This window comes from Bacillus mesophilus (genome assembly GCF_011008845.1).
GTDB classification, from domain to species: Bacteria; Bacillota; Bacilli; order Bacillales; family SA4; genus Bacillus_BS; species Bacillus_BS mesophilus.
The window spans coordinates 22,867-40,185 of sequence record NZ_JAAIWM010000008.1; the positions used below are offsets into that span (position 1 = coordinate 22,867).

Here is a 17,319-nt window from a genome sequence, read left to right on the forward strand (position 1 = left end):
AACTTTGCAGGATTTTTCCAAATTAGGGGTTAGTGAACCTCTACAACATGCACTTAAAAAGAACGGAATTTCACAACCAACACCTATTCAGGTGGAGGCAATACCTCACATTTTAGCGGGTAAGGACCTTATGGCGCAAGCTCAAACAGGTACTGGAAAAACTATTTCATTCATTTTACCGATTTTAGAAAAGATTAATGTCGAGCAGGAGTATATTCAATCTCTAATTGTTGCACCGACAAGGGAACTTGCTATTCAAATAACTAATGAGTTTCAAAAGTATAAATCTGATTTAATCAATGTACTAGCTGTTTATGGTGGACAGGATGTTGAGCGACAATTAAAGCGTTTAGCGGGTACTGTCCATATAGTGGTGGGTACACCAGGGAGAATATTAGATCATCTTAGACGAGAAACGATTCAGCTTCAGAATGTCTCCATGTTAGTGCTAGATGAAGCGGATCAAATGCTACATATCGGCTTCATAAATGAAGTCGAGGATATCATAAAAGAAACCTCTTTTGAACGTCAAACTATGCTTTTTTCAGCAACTCTAACAGATCAGGTCAAATCATTAGCCAAGAAATATATGCGTCTTCCGGTATCGATAAAGGTTGCGGATGAATATAAGACACTTGAGGAAATTGAGCAACTTGTTTATGAAACCACCGATCGTCAAAAACAAGCATCTCTTTGTAAGATCTTAGATGAACACCGTCCGTTTTTAGCAGTCATTTTCTGTAGGACGAAGCGAAGAGCAGACAAACTTTACGATGACTTGAAGGGGTTGGGGTATAATTGTGACGTTCTACACGGTGATCTGTCACAGCCTAAACGAGAAAAAGTCATGGAGCGATTTCGTAAAGCAGAGATACAATATTTAATTGCTACAGATGTGGCTTCACGCGGATTAGATGTAGAAGGTGTAACGCATGTATTCAATTATGATGTCCCTGAGGATGTGGATAGTTATATCCATCGAATTGGGAGAACTGGAAGAGCTGGTAGTAAAGGACTTGCCATTACGTTTGTAGCACCAAAGGATTTTCAGCAATTAAAACTGATTGAAAAAGAAATTGGGATGACTTTAGAAAGAAGAGAAAAGCTTGACCACGTTAGTATGAGGGATAATTCGAAAGAAGAAGGACGTCCTAGACGAAACAGCACCTCAACTAAAGCATCTAGTTCGGGTTCACGTTCTCATTCAAAAGGAGATCATTCATCACGTCGTGGAGGAAGAACGGCATCCAAAAGTGTAAGTAGTGGTCTAGGTAGAAAAAATGAGAGAGCTGGCCGACGATCAAACAATAGATAAAGAACAAAAGCGCAAGCGCCCGGTTAGCCCCGACTAGCAAATGTTCCTACATCAATAAAAGGTGCTCTTTCCCTTTTCTCGATGTAGGGTTATTTGACCTAGGAAAAGTGCATTTTCTTTTCTCATCGAGGTAGGATGAAATTGCAAAGATCGTCGCAATTTCATCTTGGCTGGGCGCTGAAGCCGGATTCAAATGCACTAGCCCAAGCCAATCATAGAAAATAAGAAAGCCAGTGATCTATTAAGATCCTGGCTGTTTTGTTTTAGCAGTAGTAACACCACCAGATAGGACGAATTTCATTGCTTCTTCTGGTGAAACATCAAGGAATTGCACATCCTCTCTTGGAATGAGAAACGTGAACCCAGCAACCTGAAACGTTTGGGGTATATAAACTGCTATATGATCAGGTAAAGAATGCGAAAACCTTTCTACTTGTTCTGACGTTACAAAACCAATGACCTTCATTGAAGTATGAGGCATTGTTACAAGTGCCACTTTAGAAAAAGACTTTTTCTCACCAAGAAAGGACTGGAAAGTATCCTTTATTACTGAATACAATGTCTTGATAAATGGAATTTTTTCTAATAAACGATCGATCAGCTCAATCATTCGTTTCGCTATAAACTTTGTGGATAACCACCCTAGAAAGGTAATAAGGGCGATCGTTACCAGGATGCCAATACCTGGTATGTAACTTTCCTCCATGAAAGGTTTTAATGTGTTACCTAACAATCCATCTAAAAAAGAAAAAATCTGCACAACCACGTAAATCACAAGAATAATCGGTACAATTGTTAATAAACCTTTAACAAAATTACTTATAAAAAACTTCATTCTGTATCTCCTCTTTAAGTTAAGCCTTCTTCTCAAGGAACATTTGCTATGCCTGAGGTTAAATAAGCTGCTGGAACTTTTATTTAAGTATATGGAGACAATGATGAATAAATCAACTAAAAAGACAAAATATAACACAATCAATAGTTAATTTTGAAAGGGGCTATCCTAATGATTTTCTATGCTTGTGTAAAATATGACGAACTGAATCCAGAAACGTACAAAGGTATTGAAGTTACAACAATAGGAAACGACACTGATGTCATTGCAAAGTTTGAATCCTATGACCCGGTCCAAGATTTTCGTAATTTTAAGAGCTGGTCAGAAGGAGTTGGGGAGGACAACGTTGGATTTTGTGATAGCTTAAGACATTTTGCAAAAGACTACCAAGAAGTTTCAAGCAATGATTCAGCTGAGATGCTTTCCATGATTTACGGAGGACATGAGGATTGTGAAAACCTTTACTCATAAGCAAATAAGTTGAACATTGATACATAAACTAGCATACTGTAAGAAAACGGAAAAAGGGGTGCTAGGAATGACTTTCACGAATCCTAGTAGGGAAACAATTGGTGAAATCCTGAAAAATAGTAAGCGTATTGCAGTTGTTGGACTTTCAGATAACCCTGAGAGAACCTCTTACATGGTTAGTGAGGCCATGCAAAGAGAAGGCTATGAAATCATACCAGTCAATCCCTACATTAGCGAAGCCTTGGGTGTGAAGGCTGTTTCATCTTTAAAAGAGATTGAAGGACATATTGATATCGTTAATGTGTTTAGAAGATCTGAATACTTGGTTGATATTGCTAAGGACTTTCTTGAAATTGATGCAGATGTCTATTGGGCACAACTTGGGCTTGAAAACGAGAAAGTAGAGAGTCTCTTAAAGTCTAGCGGTAGAATACTCATAATGAACCGCTGCATAAAGGTTGAACATGCCTTAACAAAATAAATTTATCTAATTAAATCCTTGATGTATCAAGGGTTTTTTTCATCTTTTTTAAAAAGGGTGTTTGCGAAATGATAAACTACAAGTACAATAAAGAATAGATGTTCGTTTGAAGATGAACAATGCAGTTAATGAGGAAAGCTCCTATGGGGCAGATATAGCAACTTTGAGCTATTGATTTTTAATAGCTCGCTTTAGAAGGAAAGGGGACGAACTCTTTGGCAAGGCAACAACAACCATTTGATTACAATGATGATGCAATACAGGTACTAGAAGGGCTAGAAGCTGTTCGAAAAAGACCCGGAATGTACATTGGTAGCACCGATCAGAGAGGTCTTCATCACCTTGTTTATGAAATTGTCGATAACTCTGTAGATGAAGCTTTAGGTGGATTCGGTGATAGCATTATCGTAAAAATACACAAAGACAATAGTATCTCCGTTTCAGATAAAGGGAGAGGGATGCCAACAGGAATGCACAAGCTAGGGAAACCTACCCCTGAAGTAATTTTCACGGTCCTTCATGCTGGAGGAAAGTTTGGACAGGGTGGTTATAAAACTAGTGGAGGCTTACATGGTGTAGGTGCCTCTGTAGTTAATGCACTTTCTGAGTGGTTAGAAGTAGAGATTAAACGTGATGGTTTCATCTATAAGCAACGATTTGAAGCAGGAGGTAAACCTGCAACTACCCTAGAAAAGATGGGGACTACAAAGCAAACAGGTACATCTATTCACTTTAAACCAGATGAAACTATTTTTAGTACGTTAACCTATTCATTTGATACACTTAGTGAACGATTAAGAGAATCTGCCTTTTTACTAAAAGGTTTAAAAATAGAATTAATTGATGAGCGTTATGAACAGCATGATGTATATCACTACGATACTGGTATAAAGGCGTTTGTTGACTATTTAAATGAAGAGAAGGATGTACTTCATGATGTTGTATTTATGGAGGGAGAAGCAAACGAAATAGAAGTAGAGTTCGCTTTTCAATTCAATGATGCTTACTCTGAAAATGTCTTATCCTTCGTAAATAATGTTCGCACTAAAGATGGTGGTACTCACGAGGCTGGCGCGAAATCAGCAATGACTCGTATCTTTAACGAATATGCCAGAAAAGTAAGTCTCCTAAAGGAAAAGGATAAGAACCTAGAAGGTACTGATATTCGTGAGGGGCTGGCTGCAATTATCTCAGTGAGAATACCAGAAGCCATCCTTCAGTTCGAGGGGCAAACAAAGGGGAAACTAGGAACAAGCGAAGCACGATCTGCTGTTGATTCAGTAGTTTCCGAAAAATTACTCTATTTCTTAGAGGAAAACCCTGAAGCAAGTACAATGTTAGTTAAAAAGGCAATCAAAGCCTATCAAGCTAGAGAAGCTGCAAGAAAGGCAAGAGAAGAAGCAAGAAGCGGGAAAAAAAGAAAGCGTTCTGAATCTGTGTTAAGTGGGAAACTTACTCCTGCTCAATCACGTAATCCTCAAAAAAACGAACTGTATCTTGTAGAGGGTGATTCTGCTGGTGGTTCAGCAAAGCAAGGACGTGACCGTCGTTTTCAAGCCATTTTACCTTTACGTGGTAAGGTTATTAACACGGAAAAGGCAAAGCTTGCTGATATCTTTAAAAATGAGGAAATAAATACGATCATCCATGCAATCGGTGCGGGTGTTGGTCCTGAGTTCTCACTAGACGATATCAATTACGATAAGATTGTTATTATGACTGATGCGGATACCGATGGTGCTCATATCCAGGTTCTACTGTTAACGTTCTTTTATCGTTATATGAGACCTATGATTGAGGCAGGAAGAGTTTATATTGCGCTACCTCCACTTTATAAAGTTAGTAAGGGAACGGGCAAAAAAGAACAAATCGAATATGCCTGGTCGGACGATGATCTACAAGGTGCTTTAAAGAAGATTGGTAAAGGCTATATGATTCAACGTTATAAAGGACTTGGGGAAATGAACGCTGATCAGCTATGGGACACAACGATGAATCCGGAAACAAGAACTTTAATCAGAGTTCGAATAGATGATGCGGCTAGAGCAGAACGTCGCGTTACGACGCTAATGGGAGACAAAGTAGAGCCTCGGCGTAAATGGATCGAGACAAATGTGGATTTTGGTATGGAAGATGACCCGAATTTACTTGAAAATGAAACTTTGTCGGTCGCTGAGGAGGTTTAATGTATGACACAGGAAATTTTTCGAGATATACCATTAGAAGAAGTATTAGGTGACCGTTTTGGTCGTTATAGTAAATATATTATCCAAGAACGTGCATTACCTGATGCTCGTGATGGACTAAAGCCTGTACAACGAAGAATCTTGTATGCTATGCATGCAGAGGGAAATACGTTTGAAAAGGGTTTTAGAAAGTCAGCAAAAACTGTTGGTAACGTAATAGGTAATTTTCATCCTCATGGTGACACATCTGTATATGATGCGATGGTTAGAATGAGCCAAGAGTGGAAGATGAGAAACTTACTTGTTCAGATGCATGGTAACAACGGTAGTGTCGATGGTGATCCTCCGGCGGCTATGCGTTATACAGAAGCAAGGTTATCTGCAATTGCCTCTGAGTTACTAAAAGATATTGAGAAAAAAACAGTTGAATTTGTTCCGAATTTTGATGATACCAGTAGGGAACCAACTGTATTACCAGCAATGTTCCCAAACCTACTCGTAAATGGATCAACTGGGATTTCTGCAGGTTATGCTACAGAAATACCGCCACATCTTTTAAAAGAGGTTATTGATGCTGTCATAATGAGAATGGACAAGCCACATGCAACAGTTGATGACTTAATGACGGTTATAAAAGGGCCTGATTTTCCAACTGGGGGAATTATCCAAGGTGTAGATGGAATTAAAAAAGCATTTGAAACAGGTAAAGGTAAAATTATTATTCGTGGAAAAGCAGAGATTGAAGAATTAAAAGGAAGCAGACAGCAAATTGTTGTGACTGAAATTCCTTTTGAAATCAATAAATCTAACCTAGTTAAGAAGATGGATGAACTCCGTCTTGATAAAAAGCTAGAAGGTATTTCTGAGGTTCGTGATGAAACAGATCGCACTGGCTTACGAATTGTCATTGAATTGAAAAAGGACGCTGATGCAACAGGTGTCCTAAATTTTCTATATAAAAACACGGATCTACAGGTTCCTTATAATTTCAATATGGTTGCCATCTATAATAGACGACCACGTCTAATGAGTTTACCTTCCTTGTTAGATGCTTATATTGAGCATCAAAAAGAAGTGATTACGAATCGTTCTAAGTATGAGCTTGCAAAAGCTGAAGAACGCCAGCATGTAGTAGAAGGACTAATGAAGGCATTATCTATCTTAGATGAAGTCATTGCAACGATCAGAGCTTCTAAAGACAAAAAAGACGCCAAAGAAAATTTAATGAAATCATATCAGTTTACTGAGCCGCAGTCAGAGGCAATTGTTTCTTTACAGTTATATCGTTTAACCAATACTGATATCACAGCATTACAACAAGAGTCTGATGAATTGGCTGGAAAAATTGCAGAACTAACGGAGATTCTAAATAGTCAATCAAAGCTAGCTACTGTTATAAAAACAGATTTAAAGCGGGTTAAGAAGACTTATGGTGATGAACGTCGAACAAAAATAGAAGCAGAAATTGAAGAGATCAAGATTAATCTTGAAGTGATGGTTCCTTCAGAAGATGTAATTGTAACTGTAACAAAGGAAGGTTATGTAAAGCGTACTAGCCAAAGATCCTTTGCAGCATCAAATGGTCAGGATTTTGGTATGAAGGATACAGACAGGCTTCTAAAGCAAATAGATATAAATACAACGGATACGTTGCTGCTGTTTACCAATAAAGGGAACTACCTATACTTACCGGTTCATGAGCTTCCAGATATTCGTTGGAAAGACCTTGGTCAGCACATCGCCAATATTGTACCTATTGAAAAGGATGAGCATATAGTAGAAGGAATCCCAGTGAAGGATTTTGAAACTCCACACTATCTCTTATTTGTCACGAAAAACGGTATGGTAAAGAAAACAGAGTTACATCAATATAAGGCACAACGTTATTCTAAACCATTAGTTGCAATTAATCTTAAAGACAAAGATGAAGTAGTGGATGTTCATATTTCCGATGGTACCCAGGATTTATTTATTGCTTCAAGCAGTGGGTATGCGCTTTGGTTTAGTGAAGAAGAGGTAAATCCGACAGGTGCCAGATCAGCAGGTGTTAAGGGAATTAACTTAAAAGACGGAGATTTTGTTGTATCCGGCGCTATGATCATTCCGGATCATCCGGTTAATTTAGTTCTTGTTACACAGCGTGGAGCCACTAAAAAAATGCCATTGTCAGAATTTGAAAAAGCAACAAGAGCAAAACGTGGAGTTATCATGCTTCGTGAGCTCAAAGCAAATCCTCACCGGATTATCAAAATTATTCCAGTTATAGATGATAAGCACATCATCTATATCCAAACAGAATCAAATCTGGTTGAAACGATTGATCCAGTAAAATTGAGATCTAATGATCGTTACTCTAATGGTTCTTTCATAGTAGACACAGATCATGCTGGAGTCGTTGAAACGGTGTGGAGAGAAAATAAGCCATCATCATAAAGTAGAATTAGAAAAACGAGTAAAGAAGATTTCCTTTACTCGTTTTTTTTGTAAGTGTCTAATATTGTCTAATGATTCGACCTTGATAAACATCTTCAATCGTTAGCTCTGAATTATGATCAAAGGACAATTGAATCATTTTAGTTAACAAATTTTCTTCAGCCATTGAATGTACATATAGAAAACTACGATCCTCACCTTCTATGTCTTCTACTTCTTCAAAAGACTTAAGGTTAAAAGAATCAACTCCTGAAGTAATCATACTTCTCAAGTGTTCTATATTTGAAGGATTAAAATTCTTTATACTACCCTTATACTCTTTAATAAAGTCCTCTAAATTCATGTGTGGATTCCTTCCTCTTTTTAGTTCCTGATAATAATATAAATCATATAAAGAATATATGCGATTGCTAAAATGGCGCCTTCTCTTTTTCCAATCCTAAAGCTAGTTCTTGAAAAGACGAGTAGAATTCCAGTTAGAATGATCATTAGAATAACATCAAAAAAGATTTTTGAATCTACGGGTAGTGGAGAAACTGTTGAAGCAGCACCTAGCACAAATAAGATATTAAAGATGTTACTGCCGACAATATTTCCTATTGCAATATCATTTGCTTTTTTCAATGCTGCTGTTACCGAAGTAATTAATTCTGGTAAGGATGTTCCAACCGCTACAATGGTTAGTCCGACTAATGTTTCACTCATTCCAAAAGCAAAGGCAATTTGTGTTGCACTATTAACAACTAAATCACCACCAAAAATAATTGCAGCTAAGCCACCAATCGTAAATAATAAGTTTTTCCCCCATAGCTTTTTGGGAGTTGCTTCAGTCGTTATGTCTTTACTTCTACTTTTCCTAGCAACCTCAAAAATGTAGTATAAGAAAATAGCAAAGAACAATAACAAAATTAACCCGTCACTTCTTGTAATAAAGTTCTCACTAACGAGTTGAAGTGTCATATCGCTAATTAAAATTAGCAGGGCTATACTTGCTAATAATGTAAAGGGGATTTCCTTTCTAATCGTTTCATTTTCAACTACTAGGGGGTTAATTAATGCGGTTACACCTATAACAAAGGTAATGTTAAAGATATTGCTACCAACAACATTTCCAATTGCAACGCCAGCATTATCTTCGAGTGCTGCAACGATACTAACTGTCGCTTCAGGAGAACTCGTTCCAAAAGCAACAATTGTTAAACCGATTAAAAGAGGCGAAACATTTAAGGATCTAGCAATTGATGAGGAACCTTCAACAAAATAGTCTGCTCCTTTAATGAGTAAAGCAAATCCGACAAGTAATAATATGTATGTGATAATAGCCAACCTCCTCTTATAGATGAATATGAACTCAAAATATTTACATATTATCCACCAATTATTAATTTCCCTAAAATAACCCAATCATATACATTAGTGTACCACAGTGACTTATACAATTCTAAAAGGGGCGACTTCATGTTGAAGCAAAATAAAAAAGACTGTCGTAAAACAGTCTTTGAGTTATTATTTTCTCATCAAATTTATTTTGATCCAGTTTAACACTTGCTTGTTCACGAGTGTAACGCCAAAGATGATACAAAGTCCACCGAGAGCAGAAGTGAGTATAATATGTTCATTCAATAAGATGATGGCTGCGATTAAAGTGACTAGTGGCTCCAGATACATTAACACTGAGACTTGTGTCGCTTCTAAAACCTCTAAGGCTTTCCCCCAGTACCAATAAGCAATTGCGGAGACAAATACGCCAAGAAAGAGTAAATGTAACCAGTCGGACATGGGTAAATTCTGAAGTGCAAGCCAACCTTTCATTTTATATGTAATAGGTAAAGTCAGGATAAATCCAATAAGGCTAGTCCAAAAGGTAACGGTTAATGCTGAATAAGGTAGGCTGAATTTCTTAATCAGAATCGAATAGACAGCCCAGTTAAACGTACTAAATATCATTAATACATACCCAATATTAGGTGATAGGGTGAGTTGTCCAGTACCTTGTGTAGTGACCAATAGGACACCTAAGACAGCTATGCTCATTCCGAGAAGCTTGTTTAAAGTAAATCTCTCAGATAAAAATATAACAGAAAGGATTGCTGTGAAGACGGGAGAAAAGGAAATTAACCAACCGGCGGCAGATGCATCAATATATAGAAGAGAGGATGCTTGTACTAATTGATGAACGAAAATGCCCAAGATAGCAAGGATAAAGATAAACTGAAGATGTTTAGCCCTAATCAAAATGTTTACTCTAAGAACAATTAAAAGGATTAATAGAAAAATAGACGCAATTCCAAACCTCATTGTAATAATGGTGTAAGGATCAAGTTCTTCCAATAAAGCCTTAGTGGAGACAAAAGAGATCCCCCAAAACGAAATAGATAGAAAAGCATAAATACTTGAAACCACCGCTAACCGATTCCCCATCTTAACACACCCAAATCTTTTATGATATCGTTTGCTAGTCCTACTTTATGATTATATGTGCTAGATTCTTTGATATAACTAAGGGATTTTTCGATAAACTAATTCAAAAGATTGGTTCGATTTACATTTATACAAACGCTCAATAAAAGGTAAATCAACAAAAAATAAAGTAACAAAAAATGTATTTACATTCCATATTTGGTAGATTATAATTAAAGTAATAAATTGATCGGAAAGAGAGGGATGTTTTATGAGAAAGCCAATTGTAAATAATCAGTTAACTAATTTCATATCACAGCCCTCGGCATATTTTTAACGTATTCTCCTTTAAATACGGAAAAGGACCATGGGCTGTGTATCTGGCTCATGGTATTTTTATGTCTATTTTTAGACCGTGAGAACGGTCTATTTTTAATGAAAAAAACAACATTCCGTAGGAGGAAACAACATTGAATTTAAAATCACTAGGTTGGAATAATGAACTACAATCTTTATTAGAACAATATAATAAGCAGAATTGGATTCCAGGAAGAGTCATCTTAGAACACAAAAGAATGTATCGAGTATTAACAGAAACAGGTGAATTATTAGCAGAAATTACTGGAAAGATGAGATTTCAAGCTGACGGAAGAGAAGATTTTCCAGCAGTAGGGGATTGGGTGCTTGTTACACCAAGGGCATCTGAGGGGAAAGCAACTATTCATGAAATTCTACCGAGATTTAGTAAGTTTTCTAGGAAGGTAGCTGGCTTGACTACTGAAGAGCAAATTGTTGCAACTAACATCAATACGATCTTCTTAGTAAATGCTTTAAATCAAGATTTTAACCTAAGACGTTTGGAGAGATACCTACTTTTAACTTGGGAAAGTGGGGCAAATCCTGTTATTGTATTGACTAAAGCTGACTTAGCTCTAAATATTGAACAAACAATTTCTGAGATTGAAGCAGTCGCCTTCGGAGTACCAGTTCATGTAACAAGTGCAAAAAATCATGAAGGATTAGAAGTCCTAAAGACATATTTGGAAGTGGGTCAAACCGTCGCTTTATTAGGTTCTTCAGGTGCAGGGAAATCCACCTTAACAAATTATTTACTTGGTGAACAAAAACAATTAGTTCAGGATATTAGGGATGAAGATGGAAAAGGCCGCCATACAACGACGCATAGAGAGCTAGTACATTTACCAACAGGTGGAATGATTATTGACACTCCAGGTATGAGAGAGCTACAGCTTTGGGAATCAGACGGAGCGATGAGTCAAAGCTTTTCTGATGTTGAAGAACTTGCAGATCAATGTTATTTCCGTGATTGTGAGCATAAAAATGAACCAAAATGTGCGGTTCGTGAAGCAATTGAAACGGGATCTCTTGATGAGGCACGCTTTTTAAGCTATACAAAGCTTCAACGTGAGTTGGCTTATTTAGAACGAAAAAACGATAAAAAAGCACAAATGGTTGAAAAGGATAAATGGAAGAAAATCGCTGGAGATCGAACAAGAGTTCACCGAAGATAAATTGTTTAAACTATTCCTGTTCTGATTTAAAGAAATCAGAGAACAGAAAAGGAGCTTAACTCACTATGGTTAAGCTCCTTTATCTTTTGAGAATTATTAATTTTTCAAGCTCGTACCTCTACGACTGGTATTTAGAGTGGTACTGTTTTGTTAAACCATTTCCTATTAGCGTGAAGGTGAGGATGGCAAAGCTGATTGCTAGTGTTGCAAAAAACGGAATCCAAATGGGTCCTCTCATATCACTAAGGATATTACCAAGTAGATTTGGCCACATAAGTGATGTGTTTTGAAAGACCCAGCTTCCATCTTCAAGTTGGACATGAACATGCGAAATGAAAAATTCAAAGAATCCGAGTTGAGCTAATATAACAAAGTTTCTAGCCAAATCTAAAGAAAAGCTAACAATTATATTTGGATAGAGCTGTGGGAAAAGATAACGGTTCACTAGCGCTAATGGCTTTGTTCCAAGTGATTTAGCTGCTGTCATATATTCATGTTTATATACCTTTCTGATTTCATCAACTAACGAGCTTGTCACCTTATTTAATTCAACAAGTGCAATAATTAGTACAACCAAATAAGGTCTTGATTCAGAAAATAATATAGGTGGTAAAGTCATGAAAATAATAATCGTTACAATCGAAGGTATATAAGTAAAAAGTCGATTACTTACTGCCAATAAAGAATGTGTACCTGCGATTTTATGAAAAGCTAGAAAAGAAAAAGGAATTCCTACTAAAAATCGAACAGAGCTTATTAAAAGGACATAAAGAAGAGTTTCCTTTGTACCCAACATAATGATACTAAATAAATCTCTTCCTAAATGATCCGTGCCAAATAAGTATTCACTGGAGGGACCAAAAGGTGGCATAATAGGTTTCTTTTCCTCATTTAACACATATAACACTCGTTCTAATTCCTTATCAACAAAGGGTAGAAGTTCAGCAAAAAGAGTAATATTGATTAAAATAAACAAGCCAACAAGACCAATCATTAATGGGATGTTTTTATAATACTTAGTCAATATGATGCACCTCACTTCTTGGAAGGACAATCTGTTTAAAAGTGTCCAATAATATCTTAGTAATAAAAATTATTGAAATAAAAGGGATTGCATAGGCAATTGCCCTAATATCATCATAACTAATAATGGCTTTAATAAATTGATAGCCAAGACCGTCATACGCAGAGAGCAATTCAATAATCGGAAGACTAGAAACCAGATATAAATAGGCTATAAAGGTGTGACCTAACATAGAAGGCCAGCTATTCCATAAGATATGTAAGTTTACAATTTTCTTATTGTGAATACCTTTAGATTTCGCTGTATTTATATAATCCTTATGAATTTCGTTTGTTAAGGTAGTAAGTAGTATTTTGGTTAAATAGTATGTCGGATAGATTGATAGAATAATAGAAGGCAAGATGAAATGAAACCACCTATCATTACCAAACAGATCAAACGAAAGTCCACTACTTCGACTCACTAAAATGAATACATATTGAACTAAAATAAAAATGAAAAAATCTGGTAGAGAGAATAATAGTGAAAACGGGTTGGTTTTCATCTCTAATCTAGCAGAAATCCGCTTTTTCATAATTAACAAACCAATCGAAAAACTTATTATAATCGTTAATAAAAAAGCAGGAACGATGAGTTCTAAACTTCTTTTGGTATACCTTTCAGTTAGTTCAGCGTATGTAATCCCTTCCGGAGCTTTTCCAAAACCATTATGATCCTTAATATATTGATAAAACGTATGAATCTTATTTTTATACTCTTCTAAGGTGAAGTTATATTCAACATCAATATGAAACCTAGAAGGTTGTATATATTGAGGTTCACGAGGAAGTAAAATAAATAAAATGATGAAAAGAGTAACCACAATATATAGAAATAGTAAAAAGGAAATGTTTTTAAGAAAATGCATGTTAACCCCCTGTAGTAAAACGCTTTACTAAAATAACAGATTAATTATAACATAATTGGTATTATTTGGGATTAATTAATTTTCTAACAGTGACACGATCATTTCGAAGTGACAAGGTTAGACACTATATGTTGAATATCATCGATAAAAAAGGAATTTCATTTTAAAAAAATACTAGTTTATTCGGTATAATAATATAAACAGTAAAAGGCGACTTGAAGATTAAAATACCGTCTAAACATATAGTCAATTAGGATGTAACGAAGGAGGAGCACAGCATGAATATTATACGAGGAAAAGTTGTAAAAGGAGTGGGCGAACGGTCACATTGGATGAAAAAACTTGAGAACTACTACTCTTCTAAGACTGGAATTAGGCTCTTTCCCGGTAGGCTTCAAATTCAGTTACTAGAAGCTTCTATCAAAAAATCTTCTCAATATCAAAACAAATTAACTTGGGATTCAAAACAAACTCATCATTCAAACACATGTTATATTAACGGAATAAAGGTTAGTTATTTAGAATCAAGTCAGAAGGAGATTGTAATTAACAATCAATTACAATCAATTATCGAGATTGTGACAGATCTAGAACTCATTGAGTCATTAGCCTTAGGACACGGTGATGAGGTAGAGGTTGCTATGCCAGCCGTAAAAGAGGTACTGCTACACTAGGGCGCGGATTATCCCTGCATTTAATTATTGATAGAAAAGATCTATATTCTTCTTTTCCTTAGCAATTTTTCTAGCTTCATTGTATGGTTCTATTCCCTCTTTTACTAGAATACATTTTAGTAGAGAAAAAGATAGAGGTGATAGAATTGGTGATGATTCGACATAAAGATGAGGAAAAATTAAAAAGCCACCTGCAATTTTTTTTTACAAAAGGTGGAGGTGTGTATACGATGGTTCACTCTCCTTATGATGACGAGGAATTTATTTATCATCTAATTAGCTTAGTAAATCACGAAATATTAGAAAGTTATGATGATCTACCTACTTTAGATCAAATCAAGCAAGAAATTGGAGAGTTTGAATGTGTTCATACTGATGCAGTCACAGTAGAAGAGAATACGAAGGAATAAAACAATAAAGAGTTTATGCCTAAACAGGCACCATCTCTCCCCCATAACAATAATTTGTATTGATGTTAAAAAGGGGAGGAATATTACAAAATGTTTTATCACATTAAAGAACTTCAATATAATGCTAAGCCATCTTGCCCAGATCCGTTATATGCTAAAAAGCTTCAGGAGCTTTTAGGCGGTCAATTCGGAGAAATATCAGTTATGATGCAATACTTATTTCAAGGATTTAATGGACGTGCAGATGCCAAGTACCGAGATCTGTTATTAGATATAGGAACTGAGGAGATGGCACACGTTGAAATGCTTGCAACGATGATTGCACGTTTACTTGATGGTGCACCTTGGGAAGACCAACAAGCAGCCTATTCAAACAATCCTGCAGTTGCAGCCATCATGGGTGGAATGAATCCACAACATGCAATTGTATCTGGGTTAGGTGCTATGCCAGTAGATAGTGTAGGAAATAGATGGACTGCAGCCTATATTGGCGCAAGCGGAAACTTGTTAGCTGATTTTAGAGCGAATCTAAATGCAGAATCACAAGGAAGATTACAAGCGGTTCGATTGTATGAACTAGCTGTAGATCCTGGTGTCAAAGATATGCTATCGTTTTTAATTGCTCGTGACACAGCTCACCAAAATCAATGGAAGGCTGCAATCGCTGAAATTGAAGCACGTGAAGGAGACATTGTTGTTCCAACAACTTTCCCACGTGAACTTGAAAAACAAGCGGTATCCTACGATCTTTATAACTTATCTCGTGGAGAAGCTAGTAGTAAAGGACGTTGGGCTCAAGGACCAGCACCAGACGGTCGCGGTGTGTTAAAGTATATTTCTGACCCTGTACCTTTTGGTCCAAAAGCAACTTTATCACCGGCACCACTTTATATTCATGACACATTGCCACATCCACTCCCACCAAACCTAGTCTAATTATAAGGCTGCATTGTTGCAGCCTTTTTTTAGTGCTAAACTAAGAGAGTAATAGATAGAAAACTTATGAAAGCGTGATAATGTGTGAAAAAAGTTTTTCCGTTTGTTGAGACAGTTATGGTCGCATTCATAGGCGGTCTTTTATTTACATTTCTTCATTTACCCTTAGCTTGGATGCTCGGTTCATTGCTCGCAGTCGTACTCTGGAAGCTTGTAATGAAACGGGAGGTTGTTAGTAAACCAATTACAAGAAATGGGGCTTTAGTGATTATCGGATATATGTTAGGTATTTCTTTTACATATGATACATTAGTGCAGATGGTAAAAATGTTACCTGCCATGTTTACGACTACCATTTTACTTATATGTTTTTCTATGTTAGTTTCAGTATTTATTGTAAAATTTATTGGGATTTCTTTTAAGACAGCTTTTATTGGGATGATGCCAGGTGGGTTTTCTCAAATGGTGCTGTTAGGTGAAGAGTTAGAGGAAGTAGATGTGACAAGTGTTACATTATTTCAGCTCATCCGTCTCCTTTCAGTCATCTATCTTGTACCAGCAATTGTAAGGATTGATTGGTTTAGTAACACTACTGAAGTTAGTGTAACAGGAACGTTTTCGCCAGAGAGCAGCACTTTGATGGAAGTCATTCTTTTTATCGTTGTTACAGGTGTATCCTCGTTTCTTGCAGTAAAAAGCAACCTTCCAACACCATACTTAGTAGGTCCAATAATTGGTTGCGCCATTTTTGTTGTGGTGGGATTTACACCGTTCTATATTCCAGAGTTTCTACTCGTTGCAGCCCAGATTTTCTTGGGCATTCATATAGGAAAAATGGTTGATCCTAATAAACTTAAAAACTGGAAATTATTTGGTGTCGGCGCATTAATTGCTTGTTTCATTTTGTTATTATCAACCATTTTAATAGCTGTATTATTGCAGTGGGTTTATCCAATCTCACTAGGTACTGCTTTTTTGAGCACGGCTCCAGGAGGAATTGCGGAGATGGGATTAACGGCACAGGCAATTGGTGCTGATTTATCAATTGTTGCCGGATTTCAGTTGTTTAGAATCTTTTTTATACTATTTCTAGTCCCTCCCGTATTAGTTTGGATTTTTAAAAAACAGCATGCACTTGGAAGATAATTGTTTCCTTTCCATTAAAGTTAACTGCCTTTTATCTATAAAACATGCTAGGATGATAAACGGGTAGGAGGGGATTCACTTGACAATTATAGATATTGAAAAGGCGAGGGTACTAAAAGAAAAAGCTTCAATGACGCTCAAGGATCATGGAATACACATGAAAATCCCAACAGTTGAAATTGCATTTTGGATAAATTTATTAACCTATATAACTCATACAACAGGACATCAGGTAAAGCATGGAGTAAAAGTCGAAGATAAAAAACTGCTGCAAAAGGAATATCTTATTTTACAGGATATAACGGATAAAATCCTGGTTTTTAACGGTTTCCACGAGAATGAGAACCTAAAGGAAATCACATTCATATTAAATTATGAAGAGCTTATTATATTAGAAGGTCAGCTTGAGCAATTTAGAGAAACATGTAAATACCATGATGATGAAGAGTATCTAAATCTGACGGAAAAGTATTTAAATACAATTTTTAAGGTGTTAGAAGAAGAACCTGAAATGGTTGATACCATGATCAAATTAATGATCAAGGAAGCTTTAGCCGAATAATCAAGAT

The 17,319-nt window shown here is 36.3% G+C and carries 17 protein-coding genes; 11 read left to right on the top strand and 6 right to left on the bottom strand.

Annotated features, from left to right (window positions below; all coding sequences use genetic code 11):
- Positions 1 to 4: 4 nt before the first annotated feature.
- Positions 5 to 1,315 carry a DEAD/DEAH box helicase gene (locus G4D63_RS17980; protein ID WP_163181275.1) on the top strand — a complete coding sequence of 437 codons (1,311 nt, stop codon included), beginning with the start codon at positions 5 to 7 and terminating at the stop codon, positions 1,313 to 1,315.
- 241 nt (positions 1,316 to 1,556) lie between these two features.
- Here the strand turns inward: G4D63_RS17980 and G4D63_RS17985 are convergent, their stop codons facing one another.
- On the bottom strand, positions 1,557 to 2,150 hold the full coding sequence (locus G4D63_RS17985; RefSeq protein WP_163181277.1) for a DUF502 domain-containing protein: 594 nt from the start codon (positions 2,148 to 2,150) through the stop codon (positions 1,557 to 1,559).
- A 171-nt stretch (positions 2,151 to 2,321) separates the two neighbouring features.
- On the opposite strand from G4D63_RS17985, the gene G4D63_RS17990 reads away from it, so the two are divergent.
- From G4D63_RS17990 to parC, 4 genes are all read left to right on the top strand, one after another.
- Entirely contained in the window at positions 2,322 to 2,621 is a 300-nt protein-coding gene (locus G4D63_RS17990) for a hypothetical protein (RefSeq protein ID WP_163181279.1), read from the top strand.
- A gap of 67 nt (positions 2,622 to 2,688) precedes the next feature.
- Positions 2,689 to 3,102, top strand: a complete 414-nt coding sequence (locus G4D63_RS17995; protein WP_163181281.1) for a CoA-binding protein — start codon at positions 2,689 to 2,691, stop codon at positions 3,100 to 3,102.
- A 215-nt stretch (positions 3,103 to 3,317) separates the two neighbouring features.
- Positions 3,318 to 5,288 carry a DNA topoisomerase IV subunit B gene (gene parE, locus G4D63_RS18000; RefSeq protein ID WP_163181283.1) on the top strand — a complete coding sequence of 657 codons (1,971 nt, stop codon included), beginning with the start codon at positions 3,318 to 3,320 and terminating at the stop codon, positions 5,286 to 5,288.
- A gap of 3 nt (positions 5,289 to 5,291) precedes the next feature.
- The gene (gene parC, locus G4D63_RS18005) at positions 5,292 to 7,721 is read left to right on the top strand and encodes a DNA topoisomerase IV subunit A (RefSeq protein WP_163181286.1); all 2,430 of its coding nucleotides are present in this window, start codon (positions 5,292 to 5,294) and stop codon (positions 7,719 to 7,721) included.
- Between the two features lie 58 nt (positions 7,722 to 7,779).
- Here parC and G4D63_RS18010 read toward each other — a convergent pair whose 3' ends face one another.
- From G4D63_RS18010 to G4D63_RS18020, 3 genes are all read right to left on the bottom strand, one after another.
- Positions 7,780 to 8,064 (bottom strand): DUF6407 family protein, encoded by a 285-nt coding sequence (locus G4D63_RS18010; RefSeq protein WP_163181288.1) that lies wholly within the window; start codon positions 8,062 to 8,064, stop codon positions 7,780 to 7,782.
- A gap of 20 nt (positions 8,065 to 8,084) precedes the next feature.
- Positions 8,085 to 9,038, bottom strand: coding sequence for a calcium/sodium antiporter (locus G4D63_RS18015; protein ID WP_163181497.1), 954 nt, complete (start codon positions 9,036 to 9,038; stop codon positions 8,085 to 8,087).
- Positions 9,039 to 9,227: 189 nt separating this feature from the next.
- Positions 9,228 to 10,142 (bottom strand): DMT family transporter, encoded by a 915-nt coding sequence (locus G4D63_RS18020; RefSeq protein WP_163181290.1) that lies wholly within the window; start codon positions 10,140 to 10,142, stop codon positions 9,228 to 9,230.
- A gap of 449 nt (positions 10,143 to 10,591) precedes the next feature.
- Between G4D63_RS18020 and rsgA the strand changes: the two genes are divergently transcribed.
- Positions 10,592 to 11,653: a ribosome small subunit-dependent GTPase A gene (rsgA, locus tag G4D63_RS18025; RefSeq protein WP_163181292.1), complete on the top strand. Its 1,062-nt coding sequence runs from the start codon at positions 10,592 to 10,594 to the stop codon at positions 11,651 to 11,653.
- 118 nt (positions 11,654 to 11,771) lie between these two features.
- Here the strand turns inward: rsgA and G4D63_RS18030 are convergent, their stop codons facing one another.
- Both G4D63_RS18030 and G4D63_RS18035 read right to left on the bottom strand, forming a co-directional pair.
- Complete coding sequence (locus tag G4D63_RS18030; RefSeq protein ID WP_163181294.1) at positions 11,772 to 12,677, bottom strand: peptide ABC transporter permease; 906 nt, start codon at positions 12,675 to 12,677, stop codon at positions 11,772 to 11,774.
- Positions 12,670 to 13,584 carry an ABC transporter permease subunit gene (locus G4D63_RS18035; protein WP_163181296.1) on the bottom strand — a complete coding sequence of 305 codons (915 nt, stop codon included), beginning with the start codon at positions 13,582 to 13,584 and terminating at the stop codon, positions 12,670 to 12,672. The genes G4D63_RS18030 and G4D63_RS18035 overlap by 8 nt, the downstream gene beginning before the upstream one ends.
- A 278-nt stretch (positions 13,585 to 13,862) precedes the next feature.
- Here G4D63_RS18035 and G4D63_RS18040 point away from each other — a divergent pair, with 278 nt between their 5' ends.
- From G4D63_RS18040 to G4D63_RS18060, 5 genes are all read left to right on the top strand, one after another.
- Positions 13,863 to 14,258: a DUF120 domain-containing protein gene (locus G4D63_RS18040; RefSeq protein ID WP_163181297.1), complete on the top strand. Its 396-nt coding sequence runs from the start codon at positions 13,863 to 13,865 to the stop codon at positions 14,256 to 14,258.
- A 152-nt stretch (positions 14,259 to 14,410) separates the two neighbouring features.
- Positions 14,411 to 14,668, top strand: coding sequence for a hypothetical protein (locus tag G4D63_RS18045; RefSeq protein ID WP_163181299.1), 258 nt, complete (start codon positions 14,411 to 14,413; stop codon positions 14,666 to 14,668).
- Positions 14,669 to 14,758: 90 nt separating this feature from the next.
- Positions 14,759 to 15,604 (top strand): manganese catalase, encoded by an 846-nt coding sequence (locus G4D63_RS18050; protein ID WP_163181301.1) that lies wholly within the window; start codon positions 14,759 to 14,761, stop codon positions 15,602 to 15,604.
- 84 nt (positions 15,605 to 15,688) lie between these two features.
- Positions 15,689 to 16,750, top strand: coding sequence for an AbrB family transcriptional regulator (locus tag G4D63_RS18055; protein WP_163181302.1), 1,062 nt, complete (start codon positions 15,689 to 15,691; stop codon positions 16,748 to 16,750).
- Positions 16,751 to 16,829: 79 nt separating this feature from the next.
- A complete protein-coding gene (locus G4D63_RS18060; RefSeq protein WP_163181304.1) occupies positions 16,830 to 17,312 on the top strand; it encodes a hypothetical protein in 483 nt (160 codons plus the stop codon).
- Positions 17,313 to 17,319: the final 7 nt, after the last annotated feature.

Coding starts and splice junctions, on each gene's coding strand:
- G4D63_RS17985 (WP_163181277.1), bottom strand. CDS start 2,150: ATGAAGTTTTTTATAAGTAATTTTGTTAAAGGTTTATTAACAATTGTA.
- G4D63_RS17990 (WP_163181279.1), top strand. CDS start 2,322: ATGATTTTCTATGCTTGTGTAAAATATGACGAACTGAATCCAGAAACG.
- G4D63_RS17995 (WP_163181281.1), top strand. CDS start 2,689: ATGACTTTCACGAATCCTAGTAGGGAAACAATTGGTGAAATCCTGAAA.
- parC (WP_163181286.1), top strand. CDS start 5,292: ATGACACAGGAAATTTTTCGAGATATACCATTAGAAGAAGTATTAGGT.
- G4D63_RS18010 (WP_163181288.1), bottom strand. CDS start 8,064: ATGAATTTAGAGGACTTTATTAAAGAGTATAAGGGTAGTATAAAGAAT.
- G4D63_RS18020 (WP_163181290.1), bottom strand. CDS start 10,142: ATGGGGAATCGGTTAGCGGTGGTTTCAAGTATTTATGCTTTTCTATCT.
- G4D63_RS18035 (WP_163181296.1), bottom strand. CDS start 13,584: ATGCATTTTCTTAAAAACATTTCCTTTTTACTATTTCTATATATTGTG.
- G4D63_RS18040 (WP_163181297.1), top strand. CDS start 13,863: ATGAATATTATACGAGGAAAAGTTGTAAAAGGAGTGGGCGAACGGTCA.
- G4D63_RS18045 (WP_163181299.1), top strand. CDS start 14,411: ATGATTCGACATAAAGATGAGGAAAAATTAAAAAGCCACCTGCAATTT.
- G4D63_RS18050 (WP_163181301.1), top strand. CDS start 14,759: ATGTTTTATCACATTAAAGAACTTCAATATAATGCTAAGCCATCTTGC.